Origin of the sequence: Streptomyces montanisoli (genome assembly GCF_017813245.1) — a bacterium.
Taxonomy (GTDB): Bacteria; Actinomycetota; Actinomycetes; order Streptomycetales; family Streptomycetaceae; genus Streptomyces; species Streptomyces montanisoli.
Genome location: NZ_JAGIQL010000096.1, coordinates 1 through 26,157 on the forward strand (window position 1 = coordinate 1; position 26,157 = coordinate 26,157).

General features: G+C 70.8%; 21 protein-coding genes. 16 read left to right on the forward strand and 5 right to left on the reverse strand.

Annotation, left to right across the window (positions count from 1 at the left end; translation table 11 throughout):
• The 9 genes from ftsW to JFN87_RS21375 all read left to right on the forward strand — a co-directional run.
• The coding region (gene ftsW / locus JFN87_RS21335) for a putative lipid II flippase FtsW (RefSeq protein ID WP_209342295.1) at positions 1-1,316 on the forward strand (1,316 nt) is incomplete at its 5' end.
• Positions 1,317-1,322: 6 nt separating this feature from the next.
• Positions 1,323-2,417 (forward strand): undecaprenyldiphospho-muramoylpentapeptide beta-N-acetylglucosaminyltransferase, encoded by a 1,095-nt coding sequence (gene murG / locus JFN87_RS21340; protein WP_209342297.1) that lies wholly within the window; start codon positions 1,323-1,325, stop codon positions 2,415-2,417.
• A gap of 43 nt (positions 2,418-2,460) precedes the next feature.
• Positions 2,461-3,252 (forward strand): cell division protein FtsQ/DivIB, encoded by a 792-nt coding sequence (locus JFN87_RS21345; RefSeq protein ID WP_209342298.1) that lies wholly within the window; start codon positions 2,461-2,463, stop codon positions 3,250-3,252.
• Positions 3,253-3,531: 279 nt separating this feature from the next.
• Positions 3,532-4,755, forward strand: a complete 1,224-nt coding sequence (gene ftsZ / locus JFN87_RS21350; RefSeq protein WP_209342300.1) for a cell division protein FtsZ — start codon at positions 3,532-3,534, stop codon at positions 4,753-4,755.
• Complete coding sequence (pgeF, locus tag JFN87_RS21355; protein WP_209342323.1) at positions 4,755-5,486, forward strand: peptidoglycan editing factor PgeF; 732 nt, start codon at positions 4,755-4,757, stop codon at positions 5,484-5,486. The genes ftsZ and pgeF overlap by 1 nt, the downstream gene beginning before the upstream one ends.
• Before the next feature lie 4 nt (positions 5,487-5,490).
• Positions 5,491-6,210: a YggS family pyridoxal phosphate-dependent enzyme gene (locus JFN87_RS21360; protein ID WP_209342302.1), complete on the forward strand. Its 720-nt coding sequence runs from the start codon at positions 5,491-5,493 to the stop codon at positions 6,208-6,210.
• Between the two features lie 121 nt (positions 6,211-6,331).
• Positions 6,332-6,946 carry a cell division protein SepF gene (locus JFN87_RS21365; RefSeq protein WP_209342304.1) on the forward strand — a complete coding sequence of 205 codons (615 nt, stop codon included), beginning with the start codon at positions 6,332-6,334 and terminating at the stop codon, positions 6,944-6,946.
• Positions 6,947-7,016: 70 nt separating this feature from the next.
• Positions 7,017-7,307, forward strand: coding sequence for a YggT family protein (locus JFN87_RS21370; protein WP_030909356.1), 291 nt, complete (start codon positions 7,017-7,019; stop codon positions 7,305-7,307).
• Between the two features lie 55 nt (positions 7,308-7,362).
• Positions 7,363-8,682, forward strand: coding sequence for a DivIVA domain-containing protein (locus JFN87_RS21375; protein WP_209342305.1), 1,320 nt, complete (start codon positions 7,363-7,365; stop codon positions 8,680-8,682).
• Between the two features lie 198 nt (positions 8,683-8,880).
• Here JFN87_RS21375 and ileS read toward each other — a convergent pair whose 3' ends face one another.
• On the reverse strand, positions 8,881-12,045 hold the full coding sequence (gene ileS, locus JFN87_RS21380) for an isoleucine--tRNA ligase (protein ID WP_209342307.1): 3,165 nt from the start codon (positions 12,043-12,045) through the stop codon (positions 8,881-8,883).
• A gap of 575 nt (positions 12,046-12,620) precedes the next feature.
• Here ileS and JFN87_RS21385 point away from each other — a divergent pair.
• The 5 genes from JFN87_RS21385 to JFN87_RS21405 all read left to right on the forward strand — a co-directional run bounded on the left by JFN87_RS21385 (position 12,621) and on the right by JFN87_RS21405 (position 17,407).
• The gene (locus JFN87_RS21385) at positions 12,621-13,511 is read left to right on the forward strand and encodes a TraR/DksA family transcriptional regulator (protein ID WP_209342308.1); all 891 of its coding nucleotides are present in this window, start codon (positions 12,621-12,623) and stop codon (positions 13,509-13,511) included.
• A gap of 106 nt (positions 13,512-13,617) precedes the next feature.
• Entirely contained in the window at positions 13,618-14,181 is a 564-nt protein-coding gene (gene lspA, locus JFN87_RS21390) for a signal peptidase II (RefSeq protein WP_209342309.1), read from the forward strand.
• A gap of 32 nt (positions 14,182-14,213) precedes the next feature.
• Positions 14,214-15,152 (forward strand): RluA family pseudouridine synthase, encoded by a 939-nt coding sequence (locus tag JFN87_RS21395; RefSeq protein WP_209342324.1) that lies wholly within the window; start codon positions 14,214-14,216, stop codon positions 15,150-15,152.
• The gene (locus tag JFN87_RS21400) at positions 15,149-15,625 is read left to right on the forward strand and encodes a GNAT family N-acetyltransferase (protein WP_209342310.1); all 477 of its coding nucleotides are present in this window, start codon (positions 15,149-15,151) and stop codon (positions 15,623-15,625) included. The genes JFN87_RS21395 and JFN87_RS21400 overlap by 4 nt, the downstream gene beginning before the upstream one ends.
• Before the next feature lie 195 nt (positions 15,626-15,820).
• Positions 15,821-17,407: a Na+/H+ antiporter gene (locus JFN87_RS21405; protein WP_209342311.1), complete on the forward strand. Its 1,587-nt coding sequence runs from the start codon at positions 15,821-15,823 to the stop codon at positions 17,405-17,407.
• Positions 17,408-17,530: 123 nt separating this feature from the next.
• Here the strand turns inward: JFN87_RS21405 and JFN87_RS21410 are convergent, their stop codons facing one another.
• Positions 17,531-18,664, reverse strand: a complete 1,134-nt coding sequence (locus tag JFN87_RS21410) for a mechanosensitive ion channel family protein (RefSeq protein WP_209342312.1) — start codon at positions 18,662-18,664, stop codon at positions 17,531-17,533.
• A gap of 49 nt (positions 18,665-18,713) precedes the next feature.
• On the opposite strand from JFN87_RS21410, the gene JFN87_RS21415 reads away from it, so the two are divergent.
• On the forward strand, positions 18,714-19,316 hold the full coding sequence (locus JFN87_RS21415; protein WP_209342314.1) for a dienelactone hydrolase family protein: 603 nt from the start codon (positions 18,714-18,716) through the stop codon (positions 19,314-19,316).
• A gap of 35 nt (positions 19,317-19,351) precedes the next feature.
• Here the strand turns inward: JFN87_RS21415 and JFN87_RS21420 are convergent, their stop codons facing one another.
• From JFN87_RS21420 to JFN87_RS21430, 3 genes are all read right to left on the reverse strand, one after another.
• Positions 19,352-20,167: a thioredoxin domain-containing protein gene (locus JFN87_RS21420; protein WP_209342316.1), complete on the reverse strand. Its 816-nt coding sequence runs from the start codon at positions 20,165-20,167 to the stop codon at positions 19,352-19,354.
• Positions 20,168-20,223: 56 nt separating this feature from the next.
• Positions 20,224-20,925, reverse strand: coding sequence for a hypothetical protein (locus tag JFN87_RS21425; protein WP_209342318.1), 702 nt, complete (start codon positions 20,923-20,925; stop codon positions 20,224-20,226).
• A gap of 104 nt (positions 20,926-21,029) precedes the next feature.
• Positions 21,030-22,364, reverse strand: a complete 1,335-nt coding sequence (locus JFN87_RS21430) for a DUF2252 domain-containing protein (protein ID WP_209342320.1) — start codon at positions 22,362-22,364, stop codon at positions 21,030-21,032.
• Positions 22,365-22,583: 219 nt separating this feature from the next.
• Between JFN87_RS21430 and dnaE the strand changes: the two genes are divergently transcribed.
• Entirely contained in the window at positions 22,584-26,123 is a 3,540-nt protein-coding gene (gene dnaE, locus JFN87_RS21435) for a DNA polymerase III subunit alpha (RefSeq protein WP_209342322.1), read from the forward strand.
• Positions 26,124-26,157 lie beyond the last annotated feature (34 nt).

Sequence of the window (26,157 nt, forward strand, 5' to 3'; positions counted from 1 at the left end):
CCCCCGCCCCCCTCCCCGCCTCGCGCCCCCGCGCCCCGCGCCCGCCGGCCGGGCCGCCGCACGGAGCGGGGCTGCGGCGCAGGTACGAGCAGCTCAGACGCGCGTGGGACCGGCCGCTCACCGCGTACTACCTGATCATCGGCAGCAGCGTGCTGATCACCGTGCTCGGCCTCGTCATGGTGTACTCCGCCTCCATGATCAAGGCGCTGGAGCTCTCGCTTCCGGCCTCCTACTTCTTCCGCAAGCAGTTCCTCGCCGCGGTCATCGGCAGTGTGCTGCTGCTCGCCGCGACCCGGATGCCGATCAAGCTGCACCGCGCGCTCGCCTACCCGATGCTCGTGGTCACCGTGTTCCTGATGGCGCTCGTCCAGGTTCCAGGGATAGGAGTGGCCGTCAACGGCAACCAGAACTGGATCGGCTTCGGCTCCTTCCAGCTCCAGCCCAGCGAGTTCGGCAAGCTCGCCCTCGTCCTGTGGGGGGCCGACCTCCTCGCACGCAAGCAGGACAAGCGGCTGCTGAACCAGTGGAAGCACCTGCTGGTGCCGCTGGTGCCGTGCGCGTTCCTGCTGCTCGGCCTGATCATGCTCGGCGGCGACCTGGGCACGGCGATCATCCTCACCGCCATCCTCTTCGGCCTGCTGTGGCTCGCCGGCGCGCCCACCAGGCTCTTCGCCGGGGTGCTCGGCGTCGCTGTCGCCATCGGCGCCATGCTCGTCAAGACCAGCCCCAACCGGATGGGCCGCATCGACTGCATCGGCGCGGGATCGCCTGGCCCCAACGACCAGTGCTGGCAGGCCGTGCACGGCCTCTACGCGCTCGCCTCCGGCGGCTGGTTCGGCTCGGGACTCGGAGCGAGTGTGGAGAAATGGGGCCAACTTCCCGAACCGCACACCGACTTCATTTTCGCCATCACGGGGGAGGAACTGGGCCTGGCGGGGACGCTGTCGGTGCTCGCCCTCTTCGCGGCTCTAGGCTATGCGGGTATCCGCGTGGCCGGACGCACGGAGGACCCTTTCGTGAGATACGCAGCGGGTGGCGTGACCACCTGGATCATGGCCCAGGCCATGATCAACATCGGTGCCGTGCTCGGTCTGCTGCCGATCGCGGGCGTCCCGCTCCCGCTGTTCTCCTACGGAGGGTCCGCCCTGCTGCCGACGATGTTCGCCGTCGGGCTCATGATCGCGTTCGCGCGCCAGGAACCCGCGGCGAAGGCGGCACTTGCCGTGCGGGGGCCCGTCCTCGGCAGGATGCCGGGCGGACTGGGACGGATGACGATGAGACGGCGCGTCAAGCGGCGGCCGTCAGGAGAGCGGTGAATTTCGGTGCATGTCGTACTCGCAGGTGGAGGGACCGCCGGCCATATCGAGCCCGCGCTCGCCCTCGCGGACGCGCTGCGCAGGGCGGATCCCACCACCGGGATCACGGCCCTCGGCACGGAGCGCGGCCTGGAGACCAGGCTCGTGCCCGAACGCGGCTACGAGCTCGCGCTCATCCCCGCCGTACCGCTGCCCCGCAGGCCGACACCCGAACTGATCACCGTGCCCGGCCGGCTGCGCGGCACCATCAAGGCCGCCGAGCAGGTCATGGAGCGCACCAAGGCCGACTGCGTCATCGGCTTCGGCGGCTATGTCGCGCTCCCCGGCTACCTCGCGGCCAAGCGGCTCGGCGTCCCCATCGTCGTCCACGAGGCCAACGCGCGGCCCGGCCTCGCCAACAAGATCGGCTCGCGCTACGCGTCCGCCGTCGCCGTCTCCACGCCCGACAGCAAGCTGCGCGGTGCCCGTTACATCGGCATCCCGCTGCGCCACACCATCGCCACGCTCGACCGGGCCAGGGTCAGGCCGGAGGCGCGCGCGGCGTTCCGCCTCGACCCCAACCTGCCGACGCTGCTCGTCTCCGGCGGCTCGCAGGGCGCGCGCAGGCTCAACGAGGTGATCCAGCAGGTCGCCCCGGTGCTCCAGCGCTCGGGCATCCAGATCCTGCACGCGGTCGGCCCGAAGAACGAAATGCCGCACGTGGACAACATGCCGGGTATGCCGCCCTATGTCCCGGTACCGTACGTGGACCGGATGGACCTCGCGTACGCCGCGGCCGACATGATGCTCTGCCGCGCGGGCGCGATGACCGTCGCGGAACTCTCCGCCGTCGGGCTGCCCGCCGCGTACGTACCGTTGCCGATCGGCAACGGCGAACAGCGGCTCAACGCCCAGCCGGTGGTGAAGGCCGGCGGCGGCCTGCTGGTCGACGACGCTGAACTGACCCCGCAGTGGGTGCAGAACAACGTCCTTCCCGTGCTGGCGGATCCGCACCGGCTGTACGAGATGTCCCGCGCGGCCTCGGAGTTCGGCCGCAGGGACGCCGACGACCTGCTCGTCGGCATGGTGTACGAGGCGATCGCCGCGCGCCGCCAGGCGTGAGGCGCGGGTCAGCGTGACCCGACCGAGCGAGAGGCAGGGGCTCATGACCGGACCGACCACAGCCGAGCAGCACGCGCGGCCACCGCGGTCGGAGCCCGGCCGTGATGACGAGCAGTCGGGCCGGGGCCCTCGCCTCACGCGACGCAGGCTGATTGTCGTACTCGCGGGCGTGGCCGTCCTGTTCGGCCTCGTCCTCTGGCTGCTCTACGGCTCGTCATGGCTGAAGCTCACGCACGTCGAGGTCAAGGGGACGGACGTGCTGACGCCACGCCAAGTGACCGACGCGGCACGGGCGCCCATCGGGTCGCCGCTCGCCTCCCTCGACACCGGCGCCGTCGCGGCGCGCGTCGAGCGCCGGCTGCCGCGCGTCGAATCCGTGGACGTGTCGCGCTCATGGCCGCACACGCTCGCCCTCGAAGTGACCGAGCGAACGCCCGCCCTCGTCATGAGGAAAGGCGCGGGGTTCACGGAAGTGGACGCACACGGCGTGCGATTCGACACGGTGGCCAAAGCGCCCTCGGGCGTTCCGCTGCTGAAATTGTCGCTCGACCCCGCCGCCAGGTCCGCCCGTTTCTCGACCACCCGGCTGCTGCGCGAGGCGGCGGTCGTGCGGGCCTCACTCCCGCGCGAAGTCGCCGGTGAGACCAGTGAGCTTGAGGTTCGTTCCTACGATTCCGTCACCGTGAAGCTGACCGGCGGCATTACGGTGATGTGGGGGAGCGGCGAGGACGGCGCGGCCAAGGCGCGTGCACTCGGCGCTCTCATGAAAGCCGTCCCGAAGGCGGACCACTTCGACGTCAGCGCGCCCAGCGCACCCGCCGCGTCGGCGAGTTGACGCGCATGTGCGCAGGCCGGGGCCCTGGTTGGCCAGCGCTACGGGTGATCACATAGGGTGAAAAGAAAAACGGGAGGTTCGGCGTGTTCATTGAACGTCCGCCGCTTGTCGACTTAGTGTCCTGTTCGGAAGAGTCCAAGAAGCAGACACACTGGTAACCCTAAACTTCAACGTTAGGGTTCGGGTCGGCGATTCGGACCGTCCCAATCGGCATCAGTCGTCGCGCGGCGGAAAGGTAGCAGCGCGGCGGCACGCAACCCGAGGCGAGAGGCCTTCGACGTGGCAGCACCGCAGAACTACCTCGCAGTCATCAAGGTCATCGGTGTCGGCGGCGGTGGTGTCAATGCCATCAACCGAATGATCGAGGTCGGTCTCAAGGGTGTCGAGTTCATCGCGATCAACACCGATGCGCAAGCCCTGTTGATGAGCGATGCCGACGTCAAGCTCGACGTCGGCCGCGAACTGACCCGCGGCCTCGGCGCCGGCGCCAACCCGGCGGTCGGCCGCAAGGCGGCCGAGGACCACCGGGAGGAGATCGAGGAGGTCCTCAAGGGGGCCGACATGGTCTTCGTCACGGCCGGCGAAGGCGGTGGCACAGGCACCGGCGGCGCACCGGTCGTCGCCAACATCGCGCGCTCGCTCGGCGCCCTCACGATCGGCGTGGTGACGCGCCCGTTCACGTTCGAGGGACGCCGCCGCGCCAACCAGGCGGAGGACGGCATCGCCGAACTCCGCGAAGAGGTCGACACCCTCATCGTCATCCCCAACGACCGCCTGCTGTCCATCTCGGACCGCCAGGTCAGCGTGCTCGACGCGTTCAAGTCGGCCGACCAGGTCCTGCTCTCCGGTGTCCAGGGGATCACCGACCTCATCACCACGCCCGGCCTGATCAACCTGGACTTCGCCGACGTGAAGTCCGTGATGTCCGAGGCCGGCTCGGCGCTCATGGGCATCGGTTCGGCGCGCGGCGACGACCGGGCGGTGGCCGCGGCGGAGATGGCGATCTCCTCGCCGCTGCTCGAAGCGTCCATCGACGGCGCGCGCGGTGTGCTGCTGTCCATCTCGGGCGGCAGCGACCTCGGCCTGTTCGAGATCAACGAAGCGGCCCAACTCGTCAGCGAGGCCGCGCACCCCGAGGCGAACATCATCTTCGGCGCGGTCATCGACGACGCGCTCGGCGACGAGGTCAGGGTCACGGTCATCGCGGCCGGCTTCGACGGCGGGCAGCCGCCGACGCGGCGCGAGTCCGCGCTCGGCTCGTCGAACGCGAAGCGTGACGAGCAGCCCGGCGCCTCCCGTTCGCCGGCCGGGGGCCGTCCGGTCTCCGGCGGCCTCGGCACCGTACCGGCCCCCGACGACTCCGGCGCGGCGGTGGCGGAGCCCGCCGTCCCGGTCGCCGAGAAGCCGCTGCCGCCGGTCTCCACCCCGCACGTTCCGCCGACGCGCCCGCCCTACCAGGACGGCTCGGCCGAGGAACTGGACGTTCCGGACTTCCTGAAGTGATACGGAACGACACCGCGACAACGGGCGGCGCCCACTTCGCCTTCACCGACCGGTGGGGCGGGGTGAGCGCCGCTCCGTACGAGGAGCGCAACCTCGGCGGTGCGGTCGGCGACCGTGCCGCCGACCTCCTGGCCAACCGGAAGCTGACCGCCGAGGCGCTCGGCATCGACGCGGGCCGCGTGGTCTGGATGAACCAGGTGCACGGCAGCGACGTGGCGGTCGTCACCGCCCCGTGGGAGACGGACGCGGACATTCCGCCGGTGGACGCGCTGGTCACCGCCGAACGCGGGCTCGCGCTCGCCGTGCTCACCGCCGACTGCGTCCCGGTCCTGCTCGCCGATCCGGCCGCCGGGATCGTCGCGGCGGCGCACGCGGGACGCCCCGGCCTCGTCGCCGGAGTGGTGCCCGCCGCCGTCGCGGCCATGACGGAACTCGGCGCCGACCCGGCCCGCATCACCGCACGCACGGGGCCCGCCGTCTGCGGGCGGTGCTACGAGGTTCCCGGTGAGATGCGCGAGGACGTCAGCGCCGCCGTGCCCGAGGCGCACGCGGAGACGAGCTGGGGCACCCCCGCCGTCGACGTCGCCGCCGGCGTCCACGCGCAACTCGCCCGGCTCGGCGTGCGCGACCTGCACCGTTCGCCCGTCTGCACACGGGAGTCGGCGGACCACTACTCGTACCGCCGCGACCGCACCACCGGCCGGCTCGCCGGCTACGTCTGGCTGGGCTGACCACATGAGCGACCGCAAGGCCGAACTGGCCCGCAATCTCGACGCCGTTCGCGGCCGCATCGCCGCCGCGTGCGAAGCCGCGGGACGGGACCACGGCGAGGTGCACCTCGTCGTGGTCACCAAGACATACCCCGCCGAAGACGTCCGCACGCTCCACGAACTCGGCGTCCGCGACGTGGCGGAGAACCGCGACCAGGAGGCCGGGCCCAAGGCCGCCGCGTGCGCGGATCTGTCGCTGAACTGGCACTTCGTGGGACAGTTGCAGACGAACAAGGCGAGATCCGTGCTCGGTTACGCCGACGAGGTCCAGTCGGTCGACCGCCCGCGCCTCGCCGCCGCGCTCTCCGCGGCCGCGGTGCGCCGCGGCCGCGACGTCGGCTGCCTCATCCAGGTCGCGCTGGACGCGGAGTCCGGCGAGCGCGGCGCGAGGGGCGGTGTCGCACCCGGCGCGGTCGGCGAGTTGGCCGACGCGGTGGCCGGGTCCGAGGGACTGCGGCTCGACGGGCTGATGACCGTCGCGCCACTCGCGGGACCGTACGCGGGACGGCAACGGGCGGCGTTCGAGCGGCTGATGGAAATCTCATCCCGCCTGCGCGCCGACCATCCTGCTGCGACCATGGTCTCGGCGGGGATGAGCGCGGACCTCGAAGAGGCTGTACAGGCGGGTGCGACACATGTACGCGTCGGTACGGCGGTACTCGGAGACCGACCCCGGCTCGGGTAACGTCGCGAAGCAAGTCGGACCAGAGTAGAAAATATGGTCATTTCCGCTGAAAGGCGGCTAGGCCGAGTGGATCGCGGACACTTGGTGACGAGGATCCACCACAGAGCGGAGGAACCGGAGCATGGCCGGCGCGATGCGCAAGATGGCGGTGTACCTCGGCCTCGTGGAGGACGATGGGTACGACGGCAGGGGCTTCGACCCCGACGACGACTTCGAACCCGAGCCCGAACCCGAGCGGGAGCACCGGCGCCAGCCCGTGCACCAGATCGAGCGTGAGGAACCCGTACGGGTCCCGGGCCCGCCCCCGCAGCGTGAGCGGGAACGCGAACCGGTGTCACTGACGGCGGAAAGCGGACGACCCGCGCGAATCGCCCCCGTGGCATCCATCACACCTGAACGCCCGAGTCTGGAGAAGAACGCACCGGTGATCATGCCCAAGGTCGTGTCGGAGCGGGAGCCCTACCGCATCACCACGCTGCACCCCCGGACCTACAACGAGGCCCGTACCATCGGGGAACACTTCCGTGAAGGCACCCCGGTGATCATGAACTTGACCGAGATGGACGACACCGACGCGAAGCGACTTGTCGACTTTGCCGCGGGTTTGGTCTTCGGTCTCCATGGCAGCATTGAACGTGTGACCCAGAAGGTGTTCCTGCTGTCTCCTGCTAACGTCGATGTCACGGCGGAGGACAAGGCCCGCATCGCAGAGGGCGGATTCTTCAACCAGAGCTGAGAACACGACACCGGGTACGACACCGGCCGTACGGCCGGACCGAGTGAGTCAGGGGAGAGGGACGCGCGGGATGGGCGTTGCGCTGCAGGTGATCTACATCGCTCTGATGTGCTTCCTCATCGTGCTGATCTTCCGGTTGGTCATGGACTACGTCTTCCAGTTCGCACGTTCATGGCAACCCGGGAAGGCGATGGTGGTCGTACTCGAGGCCACCTACACTGTCACCGATCCACCGCTCAAGGTTCTGCGGCGGTTCATTCCGCCGCTGCGTCTCGGGGGCGTGGCACTCGACCTGTCCTTCTTCGTTCTGATGATCATCGTTTACATCCTGATTTCCGTCGTAGGCGGGTTCGCGGGATGAGTGTGGACGATACGGTCTTGCCGACTGCCGACGACTACGTAGAGGTGAAGAAGAGATGCCGTTGACCCCCGAGGACGTGCGGAACAAGCAGTTCACGACCGTCCGCCTCCGAGAAGGCTATGACGAGGACGAGGTCGATGCCTTTCTCGACGAGGTCGAGGCCGAACTGACTCGCCTGCTCCGCGAGAACGAGGATCTGCGCGCCAAGCTGGCCGCCGCCACGCGAGCGGCCGCGCAGAACCAGCAACAGCAGGGCATGCGCAAGGCCCCCGAGCCGCAGGACCGGCAGGGGCAGAACGGCCCGCAGGGCCCCGGCGGACCAGGCGGTCCCGTCCCTGCGGCCATATCCGGACCTCCCGCACAACAGCAGCCCCCACAAATGGGCCCGCCGCAGCTGCCCGCGGGCCCCAGCGCACACGGCCCGCAGGGCCCCGGCGGCCCCCAGGGTCCCGGCGGTCCGCAGGGCCACGGTGGTCCGCAGGGCCACGGCCCGCAGGGTCCCGGCGGTCCGCAGGGCCACGGCCCGCAGGGTCCCGGCGGTCCGCAGGGCCAGCACGGCCCCGGTCCCATGCAGGGCGGCCCGATGCAGGGTGGCCCGGGCATGCAGGGCGGCCCCATGCAGGGTGGCCCCGGCCAGCTGCAGCAGCAGATGGGTGGCCCCATGGGCGGCCCCGGCGGTCCGATGGGCGGCCCCATGGGCGGTCCCGGCCAGATGGGCCCCGGCCCGATGGGCCACGCCCCGCAGCTCGGCCAGCCCGGCGGACCCCACGGTGACGGCGCCGCGCGTGTCCTCTCCCTCGCCCAGCAGACCGCCGACCAGGCGATCGCCGAGGCGCGGTCCGAGGCCAACAAGATCGTCGGCGAGGCGCGCAGCCGCGCCGAGGGCCTGGAGCGGGACGCCCGCGCCAAGGCGGACGCGCTGGAGCGGGACGCGCAGGAGAAGCACCGCGTCGCGATGGGCTCGCTCGAGTCGGCGCGCGCCACGCTGGAACGCAAGGTCGAGGACCTGCGCGGCTTCGAGCGCGAGTACCGCACGAGGCTGAAGTCGTACCTGGAGAGCCAGCTGCGCCAGCTGGAGACCCAGGCCGACGACTCGCTGGCCCCGCCGCGTACGCCTTCGTCCGCGCCGTCGCTCCCGCCGTCGCCCTCCATGGCGTCGGCAGGCGCGAGCTCGATCGGGCACTCGATGAACGGCGCCCCCTCGATGGGCGGCGGTCACGGCGGCCCGTCCTCGGGCCCGTCGTACGGCGGCCAGCAGCAGATGTCGCCCGCGATGACGCAGCCCATGGCACCGGTGCGGCCGCAGGCGCCGCAGCCGATGCAGCAGGCGCCGTCGCCGATGCGCGGCTTCCTGATCGACGAGGACGACAACTGATCGGTCGCGCGCCGGTACGGCGCGTGTGAGCGAACGTCCGCCGTCGGCAGGCAGGACGCAGGGCCGGGCCCGGGTCTTACGAGACCCGGGCCCGGCCCTTTCCGCGTGCGCGGATGCCTCGGATGCACTCCGCACGAGACAGGGCCGGCCGCCCCCGTCGTCCCGCGAGGGGAGCAGGGAGGCGGCCGGCCCTTGGTGTCACGCCTTGCGCAGGTGGAACGTGAGGCCGAGGCCCTCGTCCGTGAACGGTGACCCGTACGTGCCGTCCGGGTCGCCCTCCGCGTAGTCCGTGGCCAGCACCTCGTCGGAGATCAGCGTCGCGTGCCCGGTCAGGGCCGCCCGCGTCTCGTCCGACGTCGTCGCCCAGCGCAGGGCGATGCGGTCCGCCACGTCGAGGCCGCTGTTCTTGCGTGCCTCCTGGATCAGGCGGATCGCGTCCCGCGCCAGGCCCGCGAGGCGCAGCTCGGGGCTGATCTCCAGGTCGAGCGCGACCGTGGCGCCCGAGTCGGACGCCACCGACCACCCCTCGCGCGGGGTCTCCGTGATGATCACCTCGTCCGCCGCCAGCGAGACGGTCTCGCCCTCGACGTCCACCGACGCCGTGCCCTCGCGCAGCGCGCGCGACAGCTCCGCCGCGTCCGCCGCCGCGACGGCCTTCGCCACCTCCTGGACGCGCTTGCCGAACCGCTTGCCGAGCGCACGGAAGTTGGCCTTCGCGGTCGTCTCCACCAGCGAACCACCCACCTCGGACAGCGACGCGAGCGACGACACGTTCAGCTCGTCCGTGATCTGCTCGCGCAAGCCCCCGGGCAGCGCCTCGAACCCGGACGCCGCGATCAGCGCGCGCGACAGCGGCTGGCGCGTCTTCACGCCCGACTCGGCGCGCGTCGCACGGCCCAGCTCGACCAGCCGCCGCACCAGCGCCATCTGCCGCGACAGCTCCGGGTCGACCGCCGACGGGTCGCTCTCCGGCCAGCTCGCCAGGTGCACCGACTCCGGCGCGTCCGGCGCCACGGGCACCACCAGGTCCTGCCACACACGCTCGGTGATGAACGGCGTCAGCGGCGCCATCAGGCGCGTCACCGTCTCCAGCACCTCGTGCAGCGTGCGCAGCGCCGCCTTGTCGCCTTGCCAGAAGCGGCGGCGCGAGCGGCGCACGTACCAGTTCGACAGGTCGTCGACGAACGCGGACAGCAACTTGCCGGTGCGCTGCGTGTCGTAAGCCTCCATCGCGCGCGTCGCCTCGGCCACCAGCGCGTGCGCCTCGCTCAGCAGCCACCGGTCGAGCAGCGGTCGGTCGGCGGGCGCGGGGTCGGCCGCGGACGGCGCCCACCCCGACGTGCGCGCGTACAGCGCCTGGAAGGCCACCGTGTTCCAGTACGTCAGCAGGGTCTTGCGGACGACTTCCTGGATCGTGTTGTGCCCGACGCGGCGCGCCGCCCACGGCGACCCGCCCGCCGCCATGAACCAGCGCACCGCGTCGGCGCCGTGCTGGTCCATCAGCGGGATCGGTTCCAGGATGTTGCCCAGGTGCTTGGACATCTTCCTGCCGTCCTCGGCGAGGATGTGCCCCAGGCAGACCACGTTCTCGTACGACGACTCGTCGAAGACGAGCGTGCCGATCGCCATCAGCGTGTAGAACCAGCCGCGCGTCTGGTCGATCGCCTCGCTGATGAACTGCGCCGGGTAGCGCCGCTCGAACAGCTCCTTGTTCTTGTACGGGTAGCCGTACTGCGCGAACGGCATCGAGCCAGAGTCGTACCAGGCGTCGATCACCTCGTCCACGCGCGTCGCCGTCCTCCCGCACTCGGGGCAGGCGAAGGTGACCTCGTCGATGAAGGGGCGGTGCGGGTCGAGTTCCGACTGGTCGGTGCCGGTGAGCTCCGTGAGCTCGGCGCGCGAGCCGACGCAACGGAGGTGGCCCTCCTCGCCCGCGCACCGCCAGATCGGCAGCGGGGTGCCCCAGTAGCGCTTGCGGGACAGCGCCCAGTCGACGTTGTTGTCCAGCCAGTCGCCGTACCGGCCGTGCTTGACCGACTCGGGGAACCAGTTGGTCTTCTCGTTCTCCTCGATCAGCCGGTCCTTCACGGCCGTCGTGCGGATGTACCAGGACGGCTGCGCGTAGTAGAGCAGCGCGGTGTGGCAGCGCCAGCAGTGCGGGTAGCTGTGCTCGTACGGCAGGTGCCTCAGCAGCAGGCCGCGTGCGCGCAGGTCCTCCGTCAGCGCCTCGTCGGCCTTCTTGAAGAAGACGCCGCCGACGAGCGGCACGTCCTGCGCGAAGGTGCCGTCGGGGCGTACGGGGTTGACCACGGGCAGCCCGTAGGCGCGGCCGACCTTGAGGTCCTCCTCGCCGAAGGCGGGGGACTGGTGGACGAGGCCGGTGCCGTCCCCGGTGGTGACGTACTCGGCGTTGACGACGAAGTGCGCGGGGACGTCGGCGGGGAAGTCCACCAGGTCGAAGGGGCGGTCGTAGGTCCACCGCTCCATCTCCTTGCCGGTGAACGACGTGCCCGTGGCCTCCCAGCCTTCGCCCAGCGCCTCGGCCAGCAGCGGCTCGGCCACGACCAGCTTCTCCGTGCCGTCCGTCGCGACGACGTACCGCACGTCGGGGTGGGCCGCGACGGCCGTGTTCGACACGAGCGTCCAGGGTGTGGTCGTCCACACCAGCATCGACGCCTCGCCGGCGAGCGGTCCCGACGTCAGCGGGAAGCGCACGTAGACGGACGGGTCGACGACCGTCTCGTACCCCTGCGCCAGCTCGTGGTCGGACAGGCCCGTCTCGTCCTTGGGGCACCACGGCGCGACGCGGTAGTCCTGCACCAGCAGGCCCTTGCCGAAGATCTGCTTGAGCGACCACCAGACGGAGTCGACGTACTCGGGACTCATCGTCCAGTACGCGTTGTCCATGTCGAGCCAGTAGCCCATGCGGTTCGTGAGCTCGGCGAAGGCGTCCGTGTGCCGGGTCACCGACGCGCGGCACCGGTCGTTGAAGGCGGCGATGCCGTACGCCTCGATGTCCTTCTTGCCCTCGAAGCCCAGTTCCTTCTCGACGGCGAGCTCGACCGGCAGGCCGTGGCAGTCCCAGCCCGCCTTGCGCGGCACGTGGTAGCCGCGCATGGTGCGAAAGCGCGGGAAGACGTCCTTGAAGACGCGGGCCTCGATGTGGTGCGCGCCCGGCATGCCGTTGGCGGTCGGCGGGCCCTCGTTGAACACCCATTCGGGGCGGCCCTCGGTCCGCTCCATGGACTTGGCGAAGATCCTGGACTCGCGCCAGAAGTCGAGCACGGCGTGTTCGAGCGCGGGCAGGTCGACCTGCGCCGGCACCTGGCGGTACTGCGGCGAGGTCGGGGTCAGTGCGGTCATCGGGCGCTTCCTCCGGCGGACTGCGGCATCTCCGTCCGGAGGGACGAGAGCACTCGGCTCCCGCGGTACCACCCTCCTTGGCGCCGGGCACGCACGCGCCCGGGCCCCCTCGTTGGGGTCGCGCTGCCGGTTCTACTCACCCGCCGTCGTGCAGCGGGCTTTCTTCCGGCGGCTCAGGGGTGATCCTTCGCTCCGCGCTCTGCCCCCGGGCTCGCACCGTCCCCGGGTCGCTCCTGGCCGCTCTCGGGCTACTCGTCCCCATCCACGCCTCTCGCTCGCCCCAGTGTACGGTCCGCGCCGGCCCGCGCAGTACCGCTTTTGCCGGGCGCCCGGCCAGGGGGCGCGCGTGACCCTAATGGCCACATGCGGACGGGCGGGCCCAGCGGTGGCCGCCGGGCGCCCGATTCGGCCGGATTACGCGGCGGAGAGCTGGGCACAACGGATGCAGGCGAACGGCGAGAGGGCAGGGGAGAGGGGCGCGGGGGCGGCGTGCCCCGTTGCCGCCGGGCTGGTGTCGATTTATCGTCCCAACACGAGCCCCGGGCAAGATCACGGAATGTGAGGGAGCCGCGGCCATGGCGAAGAAGACGACCAGGGCAGGATCCGCGGCGGCAGGCCAGGGGTCGTCCCCGGAGCGACCGGAGGCCGATCAGGCGGCGGCGGAGAAGGCGCCCGCCGACGACGCACCTGCGAAGAAGGCTCCCGCGAAGAAGGCAGCGGCCAAGAAGGCGGCCGCGAAGAAGGCACCCGCCAAGAAGGCACCCGCCAAGAAGGCGGCGGCCCACAAGACGGCGGCCCACAAGACGGCGGTGAAAAAGGCCCCCGCCAAAGAGACCCCCGCCAAAAAGGCCGCGGCCAAGAAGGCCGCGGCCAAGAAGGCGACGTCGAGCCGGGCCCCCGGCGATGACAAGCGACACGGCGCCGCCCGCGAGGGCACGGCGGCCGACGAGACAGGAGCGCACACGGTGGCAGCGAAGAAGACCGCGGGCGGCCGTTCCGGCACGGCCGCAGCACAGGACCCGGCGGTGCGGGACGGGGCGGCGTCGGGCGTCGCGGCCCCGGTGGCGCCCGGAGAGCTGCCCGTAAGGCCGGGCGAGGACCCCTGGACCGAGGCGGAGGTCACCGAGGCGCGCACCGGCCTCAGGGACGAGATCGCCAGGCTCTCCGCCGAGATCACCTCGTCCGAGCGCGCGCTCGCCGGGCTGATGCGGGACTCGGCCGACGGCGCCGGCGACGACGAGGCCGACACCGGTACGAAGAACATCACGCGCGAGCACGAGATGGCCCTCGCGGGCAACGCACGCGAGATGCTGGAGCAGACCGAGCGCGCCCTGCAGCGGCTCGACGCCGGCACGTACGGCCGGTGCGAGGTGTGCGGCAAGCCGATCGGCAAGGCCAGGATGCAGGCCTTCCCCCGGGCGACCCTCTGCGTGGAGGACAAGCAGAAGCAGGAGCGCAGGGCCTGACCGGCGCCCTGGGGACCCGCCGTGCCGTACCCTCGTTCCCACACAGGCACCGGCAGGGCCCGCCAGGGACCCGGCGGGTTCTCACCTAGCTTGTCGAGGAACTCACGTGGCAGAGGCGGAGCGCATCATCGGTACGCCGGACGTTGACGACGACGAGGCCGCGGTACCCGCCGAGCGGCCCAAGGGGAAGCGCAGGATCATCGCGCTGTTCGCCGTCGCCGTGGTCGCCTACCTCCTCGACCTGGGCAGCAAGCTGCTCGTCGTCGCCAAGCTGGAGTACCACGAGCCCGTCAAGGTGCTCGGCAACGCCCTCGAACTGCGGGTCATCAGGAACGCGGGCGCCGCGTTCGGGCTCGGCGCGGCCTACACGGTGATCTTCACCATCATCGCCGCCGTGGTGATCGCGGTGATCGCCCGGCTGGCCCGCAGGCTCTACAGCCTGCCCTGGGCCATCGCGCTCGGCCTGCTGCTCGGCGGCGCCCTCGGCAACCTTACGGACCGCGTCTTCCGCTCGCCCGGTATCTTCGAGGGCGCGGTGGTGGACTTCATCGCCCCCGCCCACTTCGCGGTGTTCAACCTGGCCGACTCGGCCATCACCTGCGGTGGCATTCTTGTCGTGCTGCTGTCGTTCCGCGGACTCGACCCGGACGGGACGGTCCACCGGAACTGACGCGGTCCAGGTCACTTCATCACGGGACGGGCATCATTCCGGACATCAGAACACTCCCTGTGCCTGACGGTCTCGAGGGCGAGCGCGTCGACGCCGCCCTCGCGCGCGTCTTCGGGCTCAGCCGGACGAAGGCGGCCGAGCTGGCCGCACAGGGCAAGGTCCAGGTCGACGGCGTGACCGTCGGCAAGTCCGACCGTGTCACCGGCGGCGCGTGGCTGGAGGTGGAGATGCCGGGCGCGCCCGCCCCGGTGCAGGTCGTCGCCGAACCCGTCGAGGGCATGGACATCGTGCACGACGACGACGACGTCGTGGTCGTCGTCAAGCCGGTCGGCGTCGCCGCGCACCCCAGCCCCGGCTGGCACGGGCCGACGGTGATCGGCGGCCTCGCCGCCGCGGGCTTCCGCGTCTCCACCTCGGGCGCGGCGGAGCGCCAGGGCATCGTGCACCGGCTCGACGTCGGCACGTCGGGCCTCATGGTGGTGGCGAAGTCGGAGCGCGCCTACACGCTGCTCAAGCGGCAGTTCAAGGAGCGCACGGTCGACAAGCGCTACCACGCGCTCGTCCAGGGCCTGCCCGACCCGATGAGCGGCACCATCGACGCGCCCGTGGGCCGCCACCCCACCGCCGACTACAAGTGGGCGGTCACGGTCGACGGCAAGCCGTCCGTCACGCACTACGACCTGATGGAGGCGTTCAGGGCCGCGTCCCTGCTGTCCATCAAGCTGGAGACCGGCCGCACGCACCAGATCAGGGTCCACATGTCCGCGCACCGCCACCCGTGCGTCGGCGACCTGACGTACGGGGCCGACCCGACGCTCGCCAAGCGCCTCGGTCTGACGCGGCAGTGGCTGCACGCCGTCAGCCTCGGCTTCGAGCACCCGGCGGACGGCGAGTGGGTCGAGTTCACCAGCGCCTACCCGGCCGATCTGCGGCACGCGCTCGACACCGTCAGCCGGGAGAGCAACGCGTGAGCGACGCGGCGGCCGTGTACGCGGTGCGGCTTGCGGAGGGTCCGGCGGACCTGGCGGCGTGCTTCGCGGTGCGCAAGGACGTCTTCGTCGCCGAGCAGGGCGTGCCCGAGGATCTCGAGTACGACGGCCGCGACGGCGACGCCCTCCAGGTGCTCGCGGTCGGCGCCGACGGCAGCGCCCTCGGCACCGGCCGGCTGCTGTACGGGCCCGGCGCCGCCGATGTGACCGGCGGCGACCCGGGGACCGGCGCGCTCGGCAGGCTCGCCGTGACGCGCGCGGCGCGCGGGACCGGCGTCGGCGCGGCTCTGGTGCGCGGTATCGAGGACGCGGCGCGTGCCGCCGGGCTCACGGCGGTGGACCTGCACGCGCAGACGCACGCGACGGGGTTCTACGAGCGGCTCGGCTACGCGGCGTACGGCGAGGAGTTCCTCGACGCCGGCATCCCGCACCGCTCGATGCGGCGGGCTCTTTGACGCGGCGGCCCGCCGGGCCGTGAGGCCCACGGGAGACCCGCGGCCGCCGGCCTGGTGAGGCGCGTCACGGGGGACGTGCGCCCTGCGCGCGCCGCGAGCTGGCAGGCTGGAGCGACGTGATCACAGCGACCTGATCACACCCTGATCACAGCGACCTGATCACAGCGGCCCGTGAGCACCGTCGGAGGCATAACCGTGGACCAGTTGGCCCTGCTGCTCCTGCTGTTGGTGGGAGCGGTGGTGACCGTGCCCCTCGGGACGCGCCTCGGGCTGCCGCCGCCGGTGCTGATGACGCTCATCGGGATCGTGTGCGCGCTGCTGCCGTTCGTGCCGAACGTGCACGTGCCGCCCCAGTACATCCTGCCGCTGCTGCTGCCGCCTCTCCTGTACGCGGCGGTGCAGCGCACGTCCTGGCGGCAGTTCGCCGCGAACAAGCGGCCCATCTTCCTGCTCGCGGTCGCGCTCGTCTTCATCACCACGGTCGCCGTCGCCACCGTCGCGAACGCCATCGTGCCCGGCCTTCCGGTCGCGGCGGCCGTCGCGCTCGGCGCGCTCGTCGCGCCGCCCGACCCGGTCGCCGCGACGGCCGTCGCCGGCTCGCTGGGTCTGCCGAGGCGGCTCGTGTCGATCCTGGAGGGCGAGGGGCTGTTCAACGACGTCGTCGCGATCGTGCTGTACGACGTCGCGATCGCGGCCGTCGTCAGCGGCACGTTCTCCTGGCCGGAGGCCGCAGGGGAGCTGGTCCTGTCCGCGGTGGTCGCCGTGGCCGTCGGCCTGGGGCTCGGCTGGCTGTCCAACAAGCTGATGTCGCTGCTCGGCGACGCGACGCTGCAGATCGGCCTGACGCTGCTCGTGCCGTTCGTCAGCTACGTGCTGGCGGACGAGCTGCACGGCTCAGGCGTGCTCGCGGTGCTCACCGTGGCGCTCTTCCTCGCCGAACACACGGCGGACGCCGACGACGTGATGGGCCGCCTGGCGGGCAACTCGTTCTGGGAGATCGTGGACACGCTCGTCACCGGCGTCGCTTTCGGCCTCATCGGCCTCGAACTGCACAACGCGTTCGGCATCGGCGGCGGCCACGTGTGGAGCCTGGTCAGGTGGGGCGCGACGATCGCGGGCGTCGTCGTGGTCGTACGGTTCCTCTACCTGCTGCCCGCGGCCTGGGTCACGAGGAAGCTGCACTCGCTGCGCGACCTGGACGAGGAGATCCCGACCAGCTGGCGGGAGAGCGTCGTCATGTGGTGGTCGGGGATGCGCGGGGTGGCCTCGGTCGCGCTGGCGCTCGCGGTGCCGCTGACCACGGACGACGGGCGCCCGTTTCCGGGCCGCGACGAGATCGTCTTCATCGCGTTCTCGGTGATCATAGCGACGCTCGTGGTGCAGGGGCTCACCCTCCCGTGGCTCGTACGGCGCCTCGGCGTGACGTCCGACACGGACGCGGAGCGCAAGCTCGAACACGGCCTCGCGGTACGCGCGGCGCGCGCGGCACGCCACCGGCTGAAGGAGATCGAGGATGTCGAGGAGCTGCCCGACGAGCTCACCGAGCGGCTGACACGGACGGCGTTCGACATCGGCGCGCGGATCAGCCCGATCGTCGTCGAGGACGAGCGCAAGGAGTGGTTCGCGCGCCGCGTGTCCTACGCGAAGACGCTGCGGCGCATCCAGCGGGACATGATGTCGGCCGCGCGCCACGAGGTGCTGTCGGCCAGGAACGAGCCGGGCGCGGACCCGGAGATCGTGGACCGCGTGCTGCGCCACCTGGACATGCGCTCCCTGCGCTGACCTGCGCGGGGCCCGCGGCCCGCGCGGCGTCTGCGGCTTCCGCGATGCCTGCGGCCTGCGCGATGCCTGCGGCCTGCGCGACCATCGCGGACCGGCGTGCCTCTCGGCGCGGGGTGCGCTCCGTCAGCCCCGGCCCATGTCGGGGGTCTCGTCGTCGGGCACCGTCCTGCGCGGCCGCGGTGCCTGGACCGTGCCGTCCGCCTTGGTGAGCCGGGTGCGCAGGGACGCCGCCTGGGACGTGGCCACCCGCGGCAGCGCGTACGGGTGGTGGTCGGCGAGCCAGCCGACGAGCTGCTCGCGCACGGTGCACCGCACCGTCCAGATGTCGTCCGCGTCCTTCGCCGTGACGACCGCACGCACCTCGATGGTGGTGGCCGTGGTGTCCGTCACCACCAGGCTCCAGCTGCGGCCGTCCCAGGCCTTGCACGACTCGAGGATCTCCAGCAGCTTCTCCCGCATCCGCGGGATCGGCGCCGTGTGGTCGAGCTGCAGGTAGACCGTGCCCGTCATCTGGGCGCCGCCGCGCGACCAGTTCTCGAACGGCTTGCTCGTGAAGTACGACACCGGCATCGTGATGCGGCGCTCGTCCCAGGTGCGCACCGCCAGGTACGTCAGCGTGACCTCCTCGATCACGCCCCACTCGCCGTCCACCACGACCGTGTCGCCGATGCGCACCATGTCGCCGAACGCGATCTGGAAGCCCGCGAAGAGGTTGCCGAGCGTCGACTGGGCCGCGACACCGGCGACAATGCCGACGATGCCCGCGGACGCCAGCATCGACGTGCCGATGGCCCGCATGTCCGGGAACGTCAGCAGCATCGCGGCCACCGCCACGATCACCACGACCGCCGTCACGATCCGCATGATCAGCAGCACCTGGGTGCGCACGCGGCGCACCCGCATCGGGTCGCGCGTGGACGACGCGTAGCGCGCGTACGACGACTCGACGATCGCCGACGCGATCCGGATCAGCAGCCACGCGCCCGCCGCGATCAGCACCAGCGACAGCAGCTGCCCGATGGCGTTCGCGTGGCGGTGGATGAACGACCAGTGCGTGGCCCGGTAGCTGCCGCGCAGCAGCGAAGCCAGCAGCACCACCTGGAGCGGGACCCCGGAACGCCGCAGCAGCCCCCACAGCGGCGTGTCGTGGTGGCGCTCGTCCAGCCGCCGCAGCAGCACGTCGGCCGCCCAGCCGAGCAGCAGCGTGAGCGCGACCGATCCGCCGAGGACGGTCAGTGGTCGCAGTGCTTCGTTCATGATCCCCTCAGTGTCCGGTCCGATGGGTCGGCGATGGCAGGATGGCCGGATGGAGATCGTGCTGTTCCATTCGGCTCTCGGTGTGCGTCAGGCCGTCCACGACGCCGCTGATCGGTTTCGTGGCGCCGGGCATTCCGTCCGCGTGCCCGACCTCTTCGGCGGGCAAACCGCCGGCACGTTGGACGAAGGCCTGGCGATCAAGGACGCGATCGGCAAGGACGAGCTGCTGCGGCGCGCCGTGACCGCCGTGGCTCCGCACTCCGCCGAGGGGCTCCTGTACGCGGGCTTCTCGCTCGGCGGCTCCATCGCGCAGAACCTCGCGCTCGGCGACGAGAACGCGCGCGGGCTCCTCCTGCTGCACGGCACGTCCGACATCGCGCAGGGAGCGACGGCGGACGACCTCCCCGTGCAACTGCACGTGGCCGACCCCGACGTCTTCGAGCCGCACGACTGGCTCACCGCCTGGTACCTGGGGCTGCGGCGCGCCGGCGCGGACCCGGAGGTCTTCCGCTACCCGGGCGTCGGCCACCTGTACACGGACGCGGACTTCGAGGACTACGACGAGGCAGCGGCCGAGCAGACCTGGCGCACCGCCCTCGCCTTCGCGGCCGACGTGGCGGGCGAAGGCGGACGGGGGCCCGCCGGGGCGTGACGCGCGCGCCACGGCCCGGCGGGGCCGCCGGTGTGCTACGAGCCCAGCGCCTTGGAGATCGCCGCGTTGAACTGGTCGACCGTCATCGGCGGGTTCGTCGTGCCCGGCACCGTGATGGTCTTTCCGTCCATCTTGAACGTCGGGGTGCCCTGCACGCCGCTCTTGTCGAACTTCGCGGACATCTTCATCGCCCACGCGTCGTACGTGCCGTTCTTGACGGCCTTCTGGAACGCCGCGTTGCCCTTGAGCTCCGGCACCGTGTCGGCCACCTTGATCAGGTAGCTGTCGCTCTTGAACTTGTCGGTGTTCTCGTCCGGGTGGAACTTCGTGGAGTAGAGGGCGCTCTTGTAGTGCAGGAACGCGTCCGGGCTCACGTTGAGCGCCGCGCCCAGCGCGGACAGCGCGTTCTTCGAGCCCACGCCGTTGTCGTGGTTGTCGATGAAGGTCGCGCCGACGTACTGGAACTTGAACTTGCCCGCGTCGATGTCCTTCTGCACCGTCGAGCCGACCGTCTGCTCGAACTGCGCGCAGATCGGGCAGCGCGAGTCCTCGTACACGACCAGCGTCTTCTTCGCGCTCGACTTGCCGATGACGACGGTGGTGCCGTCCTTGCCCGAGGTGTTCTTCGGCGCGACGACGTTCGTCACCTTCGCCGCAGCCTCCCACCCGGAGGGCTTGTTGGCGTTGTGGACCAGCAGGACGACGCCGGCGGCTATCGCGAGCACGACGACGCCCGAGCCCGCGACGATGGACTGCTTGCGCACCTTGTCGCGCCTGGCCTGCTTCTCGCGCTCCGCGCGCAGGCGCTCCCGTGCGGCGGCCTTGTTGGCGCTGTTGTTGCGTGCACTCATGACTGTTCACTCCGTGTGATGACACAAGACGAAAGGGGGACGTGCCGAAGACGCGCTCAGACGGTGCCGAGCGCGAGGACGGGCGGCCCCCGCCGCCCCACGGAGTGCACGAGGAACCGGGTGACCGGCGGCGGTACGTCCACGAGCGCCGGGCGCGGCGCCCTGCGGGGCGCGCCGTGCGCGCCGCGTGCCAGCGCCCCGACCGCGACGAGCAGCGGCCGGAAGGCGAACGCGGCGACCGTGCCGACGAGCCCGGCGACGGCCGCCTCACCGCGGCGCAGCCAGGCGGCGGCCAGCAGCCCGACCGACACGTGGACGGCGAGCAGCGCCCACGGCAGCCACGGGTGGTCCGGCGAGGTGAGGAACGCCGCCGCCGCCCCCTGCGGGGCGCCCATGGACCCGACGCCCGGCAGGTGCGCGCCCATGGGGTGGCCGCACAGGACGTCGAAGCCCACGGACCGCAGCGACCCCGTGACGGGCCCGCCGGACGGCCCGTAGCAGACCTGCTGGCCCGCGGTGAACACGGTGTCGGCCGCCAGTTCCAGCGGCACGAGCAGCGCCGCGATGGACCAGAAGCCGCGCTCGCGTCCCGCCGTCGCGTAGGCGGCGGCGAAGACCGCCGCGGTCAGCACCGCGAGCACGGACAGCGGCAGCGGTGAGCGGGACAGCAGCACGTGGGAGCCGGCGGACAGCGTCACGACCAGTGCCGTGAAGACTGCCGCCCGCGCCACTCGCAGCTGCGTCCCGGATATGTCCATCGGATCGAGTGTGCCATGGGAGGCTGTGAGGAGGATCTAAAGAAGCGGTAACCGTTACCGCCCTGGCCCCGGACATTCCCGGGCCGTGGACATGGAAGATCGAGCTAGGCCCGGTCGAGGCGGCCGTTGCGGAACAGGTCGACGAAGATCTGGTGATCGGCCCTCGCGCGCGCGCCATAGGCGTGGGCGAAGCCGGTCAGCAGCGGAGCAAACCCGTCCTCGTCCGCCGCGATCGCCGCGTCGATGGCCCGTTCCGTGGAGAACGGCACCAGCGTGTGGCCGCTCTCGTCGTCCGCCGCCGCGTGCATCGTCGCCGTCGCCCTGCCGAGGTCCGCGACGACGCCGGCGATCTCCGCGGGGTCGTCGATGTCCGACCAGTCGAGGTCGACCGCGTACGGCGAGATCTCGGCGACCAGCTGACCCGCGCCGTCCAGCTCGGTCCAGCCGAGCCACGGGTCCGCGTGCGCCTGCAGCGCGCGCTGCGAGATCACCGTGCGGTGCCCCTCGTGCTGGAAGTATCCGCGCGCCGCGGTGTCCGCGACATGGCGCGAGACGGCGGGCACCTGCGCCTGCTTCAGGTAGATGACGACGTCGTTCTCCAGGGCGTCGCTGTTGCCCTCCAGGAGGATGTTGTACGACGGCAGGCCCGCGGAGCCGATGCCGATGCCGCGGCGGCCCACGACGTCCTTGACGCGGTACGAGTCCGGGCGCGCGAGGCTCGCCTCGGGCAGCGTCTCCAGGTAGCCGTCGAACGCGGCGAGGATCTTGTACCGGGTCGCCGCGTCCAGCTCGACGGAGCCGTCGCCCGCGGAGAACCTGCGCTCCCAGTCGCGGATCTCCGTCATCGAGTCGAGCAGCGAGAACCGGGTGCGCGAGCGCGCCGAGCGCAGCGCCGTCAGCAGCGGCCCGCGCGCGGTGTCCAGTGTGAACGGCGGTACCTCGTCGTTCTTGGCGCCCGTCGCGAGGGCGTGGATGCGCTCCCTGTAGGCGGCGGCGAACGTCTCGACCAGGCCGGTGATCTGCGCGTCGCTGAGCGCCTTCGTGTAGCCGATCAGGGCGAGGGACGCGGCGAGCCGCTTGAGGTCCCAGGTGAAGGGGCCCACGTACGCCTCGTCGAAGTCGTTCACGTTGAACACGAGGCGGCCGCCGGCGTCCATGTACGTGCCGAAGTTCTCGGCGTGCAGGTCGCCGTGGATCCACACGCGGCCCGTCCGCTCGTCGAGGAAGGCGCGGTCCCCGCCGTCCTTCTCCAGGTCGTGGTAGAAGAGGCAGGCCGTGCCGCGGTAGAACGCGAAGGCGGAGGCCGCCATCTTGCGGAACTTCACCTGGAACGCGGCGGGGTCGGCCGCGAGCAGCTCGCCGAACGCGGTCTCGAACACGGCGAGTATCTCCTCGCCGCGCTGCTCGTCCGCTGGTGTCACGGGTCGGGGAGCCGACATCGTCTGGTGCCTCCTGTTGGCGGGTGCCTGGTCACGGTGGGTCCCCGCCGGCGGCCGGCGGGGACCCGTCCGCAGCGGCAACGTGCGGGGGCCGCCGCGAGTGCCCGGCCGCGCGGGGCGGAACCCGAGTGCCGGCGGAACCCGAGTGCCGCCGTCGATGTCAGTGCCGGGTCGTAGACTCCACGACGTCCCTGGAGACCTGCCGCTGGAGGCCCCGCCGTGACCGACCGCCCGTTCACGCACCTGCACGTGCACACCCAGTACTCCCTGCTGGACGGTGCCGCGCGGCTGTCGGACATGTTCTCCGCGGCCAAGGACATGGGCATGTCGCACATCGCGATGACGGACCACGGCAACCTCCACGGGGCGTACGACTTCTTCCACCAGGCGAAGAAGGCGGAGGTCACGCCGATCATCGGGATCGAGGCGTACGTCGCGCCCGCGTCGCGCAAGCACAAGCGCAAGATCCAGTGGGGCCAGCCGCACCAGAAGCGCGACGACGTGTCGGGCTCCGGCGGCTACACGCACAAGACGATCTGGGCGTCCAACGCGAAGGGCCTGCACAACCTCTTCCGGCTGTCGTCCGACGCGTACGCGGAGGGCTGGCTGCAGAAGTGGCCCCGGATGGACAAGGAGACCATCGCACAGTGGTCGGAGGGGCTGATCGCCTCCACCGGCTGCCCCTCGGGCGAGGTGCAGACCAGGCTGCGGCTCGGCCAGCCCGAGGAAGCCCTCAAGGCTGCCTCCGACTACCGGGACATCTTCGGCAAGGACCGGTACTTCCTCGAACTGATGGACCACGGCATCGAGATCGAGCACCGGGTACGTGAAGGGCTCCTGGACATCGGCAGGAAGCTCGGCATCCCGCCGCTCGTGACGAACGACTCGCACTACACGTACGCCAACGAGGCGACCGCGCACGACGCGCTGCTGTGCATCCAGACCGGCAAGAACCTCTCGGACCCCGACCGGTTCCGCTTCGACGGCACGGGCTACTACCTGAAGTCGGCCGAGGAGATGTACGCGATCGACTCGTCCGACGCCTGGCAGGAGGGGTGCGCGAACACGCTCCTGGTGGCGGAGCAGATCGACACCTCGGGCATGTTCGAGAAGCGCGACCTGATGCCGAAGTTCGAGATCCCGGAAGGCTTCACGGAGATCACCTGGTTCCAGGAGGAGGTCAAGCGCGGCATGGCCCGCCGCTACCCCTCGGGTGTCCCGGACGACCGGCAGAAGCAGGCCGAGTACGAGATGGACATCATCATCCAGATGGGGTTCCCCGGGTACTTCCTCGTGGTCGCCGACTTCATCATGTGGGCCAAGAACAACGGCATCGCGGTGGGCCCGGGCCGTGGCTCGGCGGCCGGTTCCATCGTCGCGTACGCCATGGGCATCACCGACCTCGACCCGATCACGCACGGGCTGATCTTCGAGCGGTTCCTCAACCCCGAGCGCATCTCCATGCCCGACGTCGACATCGACTTCGACGAGCGCAGGCGCGTCGAGGTCATCAGGTACGTGACGGAGAAGTACGGCGCCGACAAGGTCGCCATGATCGGCACGTACGGCAAGATCAAGGCGAAGAACGCGATCAAGGACTCGGCGCGCGTGCTGGGTTACCCCTACGCGATGGGCGACCGCCTCACGAAGGCGATGCCCGCCGACGTCCTGGGCAAGGGCATCGACCTCTCCGGCATCACGGATCCCAAGCACCCGCGCTACAGCGAGGCCGGCGAGATCCGGGGGATGTACGAGAACGAGGCGGACGTCAAGAAGGTCATCGACACCGCCAAGGGCGTCGAGGGCCTGGTGCGGCAGATGGGCGTGCACGCCGCCGGCGTCATCATGTCGAGCGAGCCCATCGTCGACCACGCGCCGGTCTGGGTACGGCACACGGACAACGTCACCATCACGCAGTGGGACTACCCGCAGTGCGAGTCGCTCGGCCTGCTGAAGATGGACTTCCTCGGCCTGCGCAACCTCACGATCATGGACGACGCCGTCAAGATGGTGAAGTCCAACAAGGGCAAGGACCTCGACCTCCTCGCCATCCCGCTGGACGACCCCAAGACGTACGAACTGCTGTGCCGCGGCGACACGCTCGGCGTCTTCCAGTTCGACGGCGGCCCCATGCGGTCCCTGCTGCGGCTGATGAAGCCCGACAACTTCGAGGACATCTCCGCCGTCTCGGCCCTGTACCGGCCGGGCCCGATGGGCATGAACTCGCACACCAACTACGCCCTGCGCAAGAACGGCCAGCAGGACATCACGCCGATCCACCCGGAGCTCGAGGAGCCGCTGCGCGAGGTGCTCGGCCTCACCCACGGCCTGATCGTCTACCAGGAGCAGGTCCAGAAGGCCGCCCAGATCGTCGCCGGCTACTCGCTCGGCGAAGCGGACATCCTCCGCCGCGTGATGGGCAAGAAGAAGGCCGACGAGCTCGCGAAGAACTTCGTCCTCTTCCAGGAGGGCGCCAGGAAGAACAAGTACTCGGACGAGGCGATCCAGGCGCTGTGGGACGTGCTGGTCCCCTTCGCCGGCTACGCCTTCAACAAGGCGCACTCGTCCGCGTACGGCCTGGTCACGTACTGGACGGCGTACCTCAAGGCGAACTACCCGGCCGAGTACATGGCGGCGCTGCTCACCTCCGTCAAGGACGACAAGGACAAGTCGGCGGTGTACCTCAACGAGTGCCGCCGCATGGGCATCAAGGTGCTGCCGCCCAACGTCAACGAGTCGCAGCCCAACTTCGCCGCCCAGGGTGACGACGTGATCCTCTTCGGTCTCACGGCCGTGCGCAACGTCGGCCAGAACGTGGTCGACTCGATCATCCGCAGCCGCAAGGCCAAGGGCAGGTACACCTCGTTCCCCGACTTCCTCGACAAGGTCGAGGCGGTGGTGTGCAACAAGCGCACCGTCGAGTCGCTGATCAAGGCCGGGGCGTTCGACGAGATGGGCCACACACGCAAGGGCCTCGTCGCGCACCACGAACCGATGATCGACAACGTGGTGCAGGTCAAGCGCAAGGAGGCGGAGGGGCAGTTCGACCTCTTCGGCGGCATGGGCGAGGAGAAGTCCGACGAGCCGGGCTTCGGCCTCGACGTCGAGTTCTCCGACATCGAGTGGGACAAGTCCTACCTGCTCGCGCAGGAGCGCGAGATGCTCGGCCTTTACGTCTCCGACCACCCGCTCTTCGGCATCGAGCACGTGCTGTCCGACAAGTCGGACGCGGCCATCTCCCAGCTCACCGGCGGCGAGCACGCGGACGGAGCGGTCGTCACCATCGGCGGCATCATCTCGGGCCTCCAGCGCAAGATGACCAAGCAGGGCAACGCGTGGGCGATCGCCACCGTCGAGGACCTTGCGGGCTCCATCGAGTGCATGTTCTTCCCCGCCACGTACCAGCTGGTGTCCACGCAGCTCGTCGAGGACACCGTCGTCTTCGTCAAGGGCCGCCTCGACAAGCGGGAGGACGTGCCCCGGCTCGTCGCGATGGAGATGTCCGTGCCCGACCTGTCCAACGCGGGCACGGACGCGCCGGTCACCATCACCATCCCCACGGTCCGTGTGACACCGCCCATGGTCAGCAGGCTCGGTGAGATCCTCGGCAACCACCGGGGCAACTCGGAGGTCCGGATCAAGCTCCAGGGGGCCCGCAAGACGACGGTGCTCAGGCTCGACCGGCACCGCGTGCAGCCCGATCCGGCACTCTTCGGCGACCTCAAGGTGCTGCTCGGCCCGTCCTGCCTGGCGGGCTGACACCGCCGGCGAGCCGCGGCCGCGAGCCCGGGGC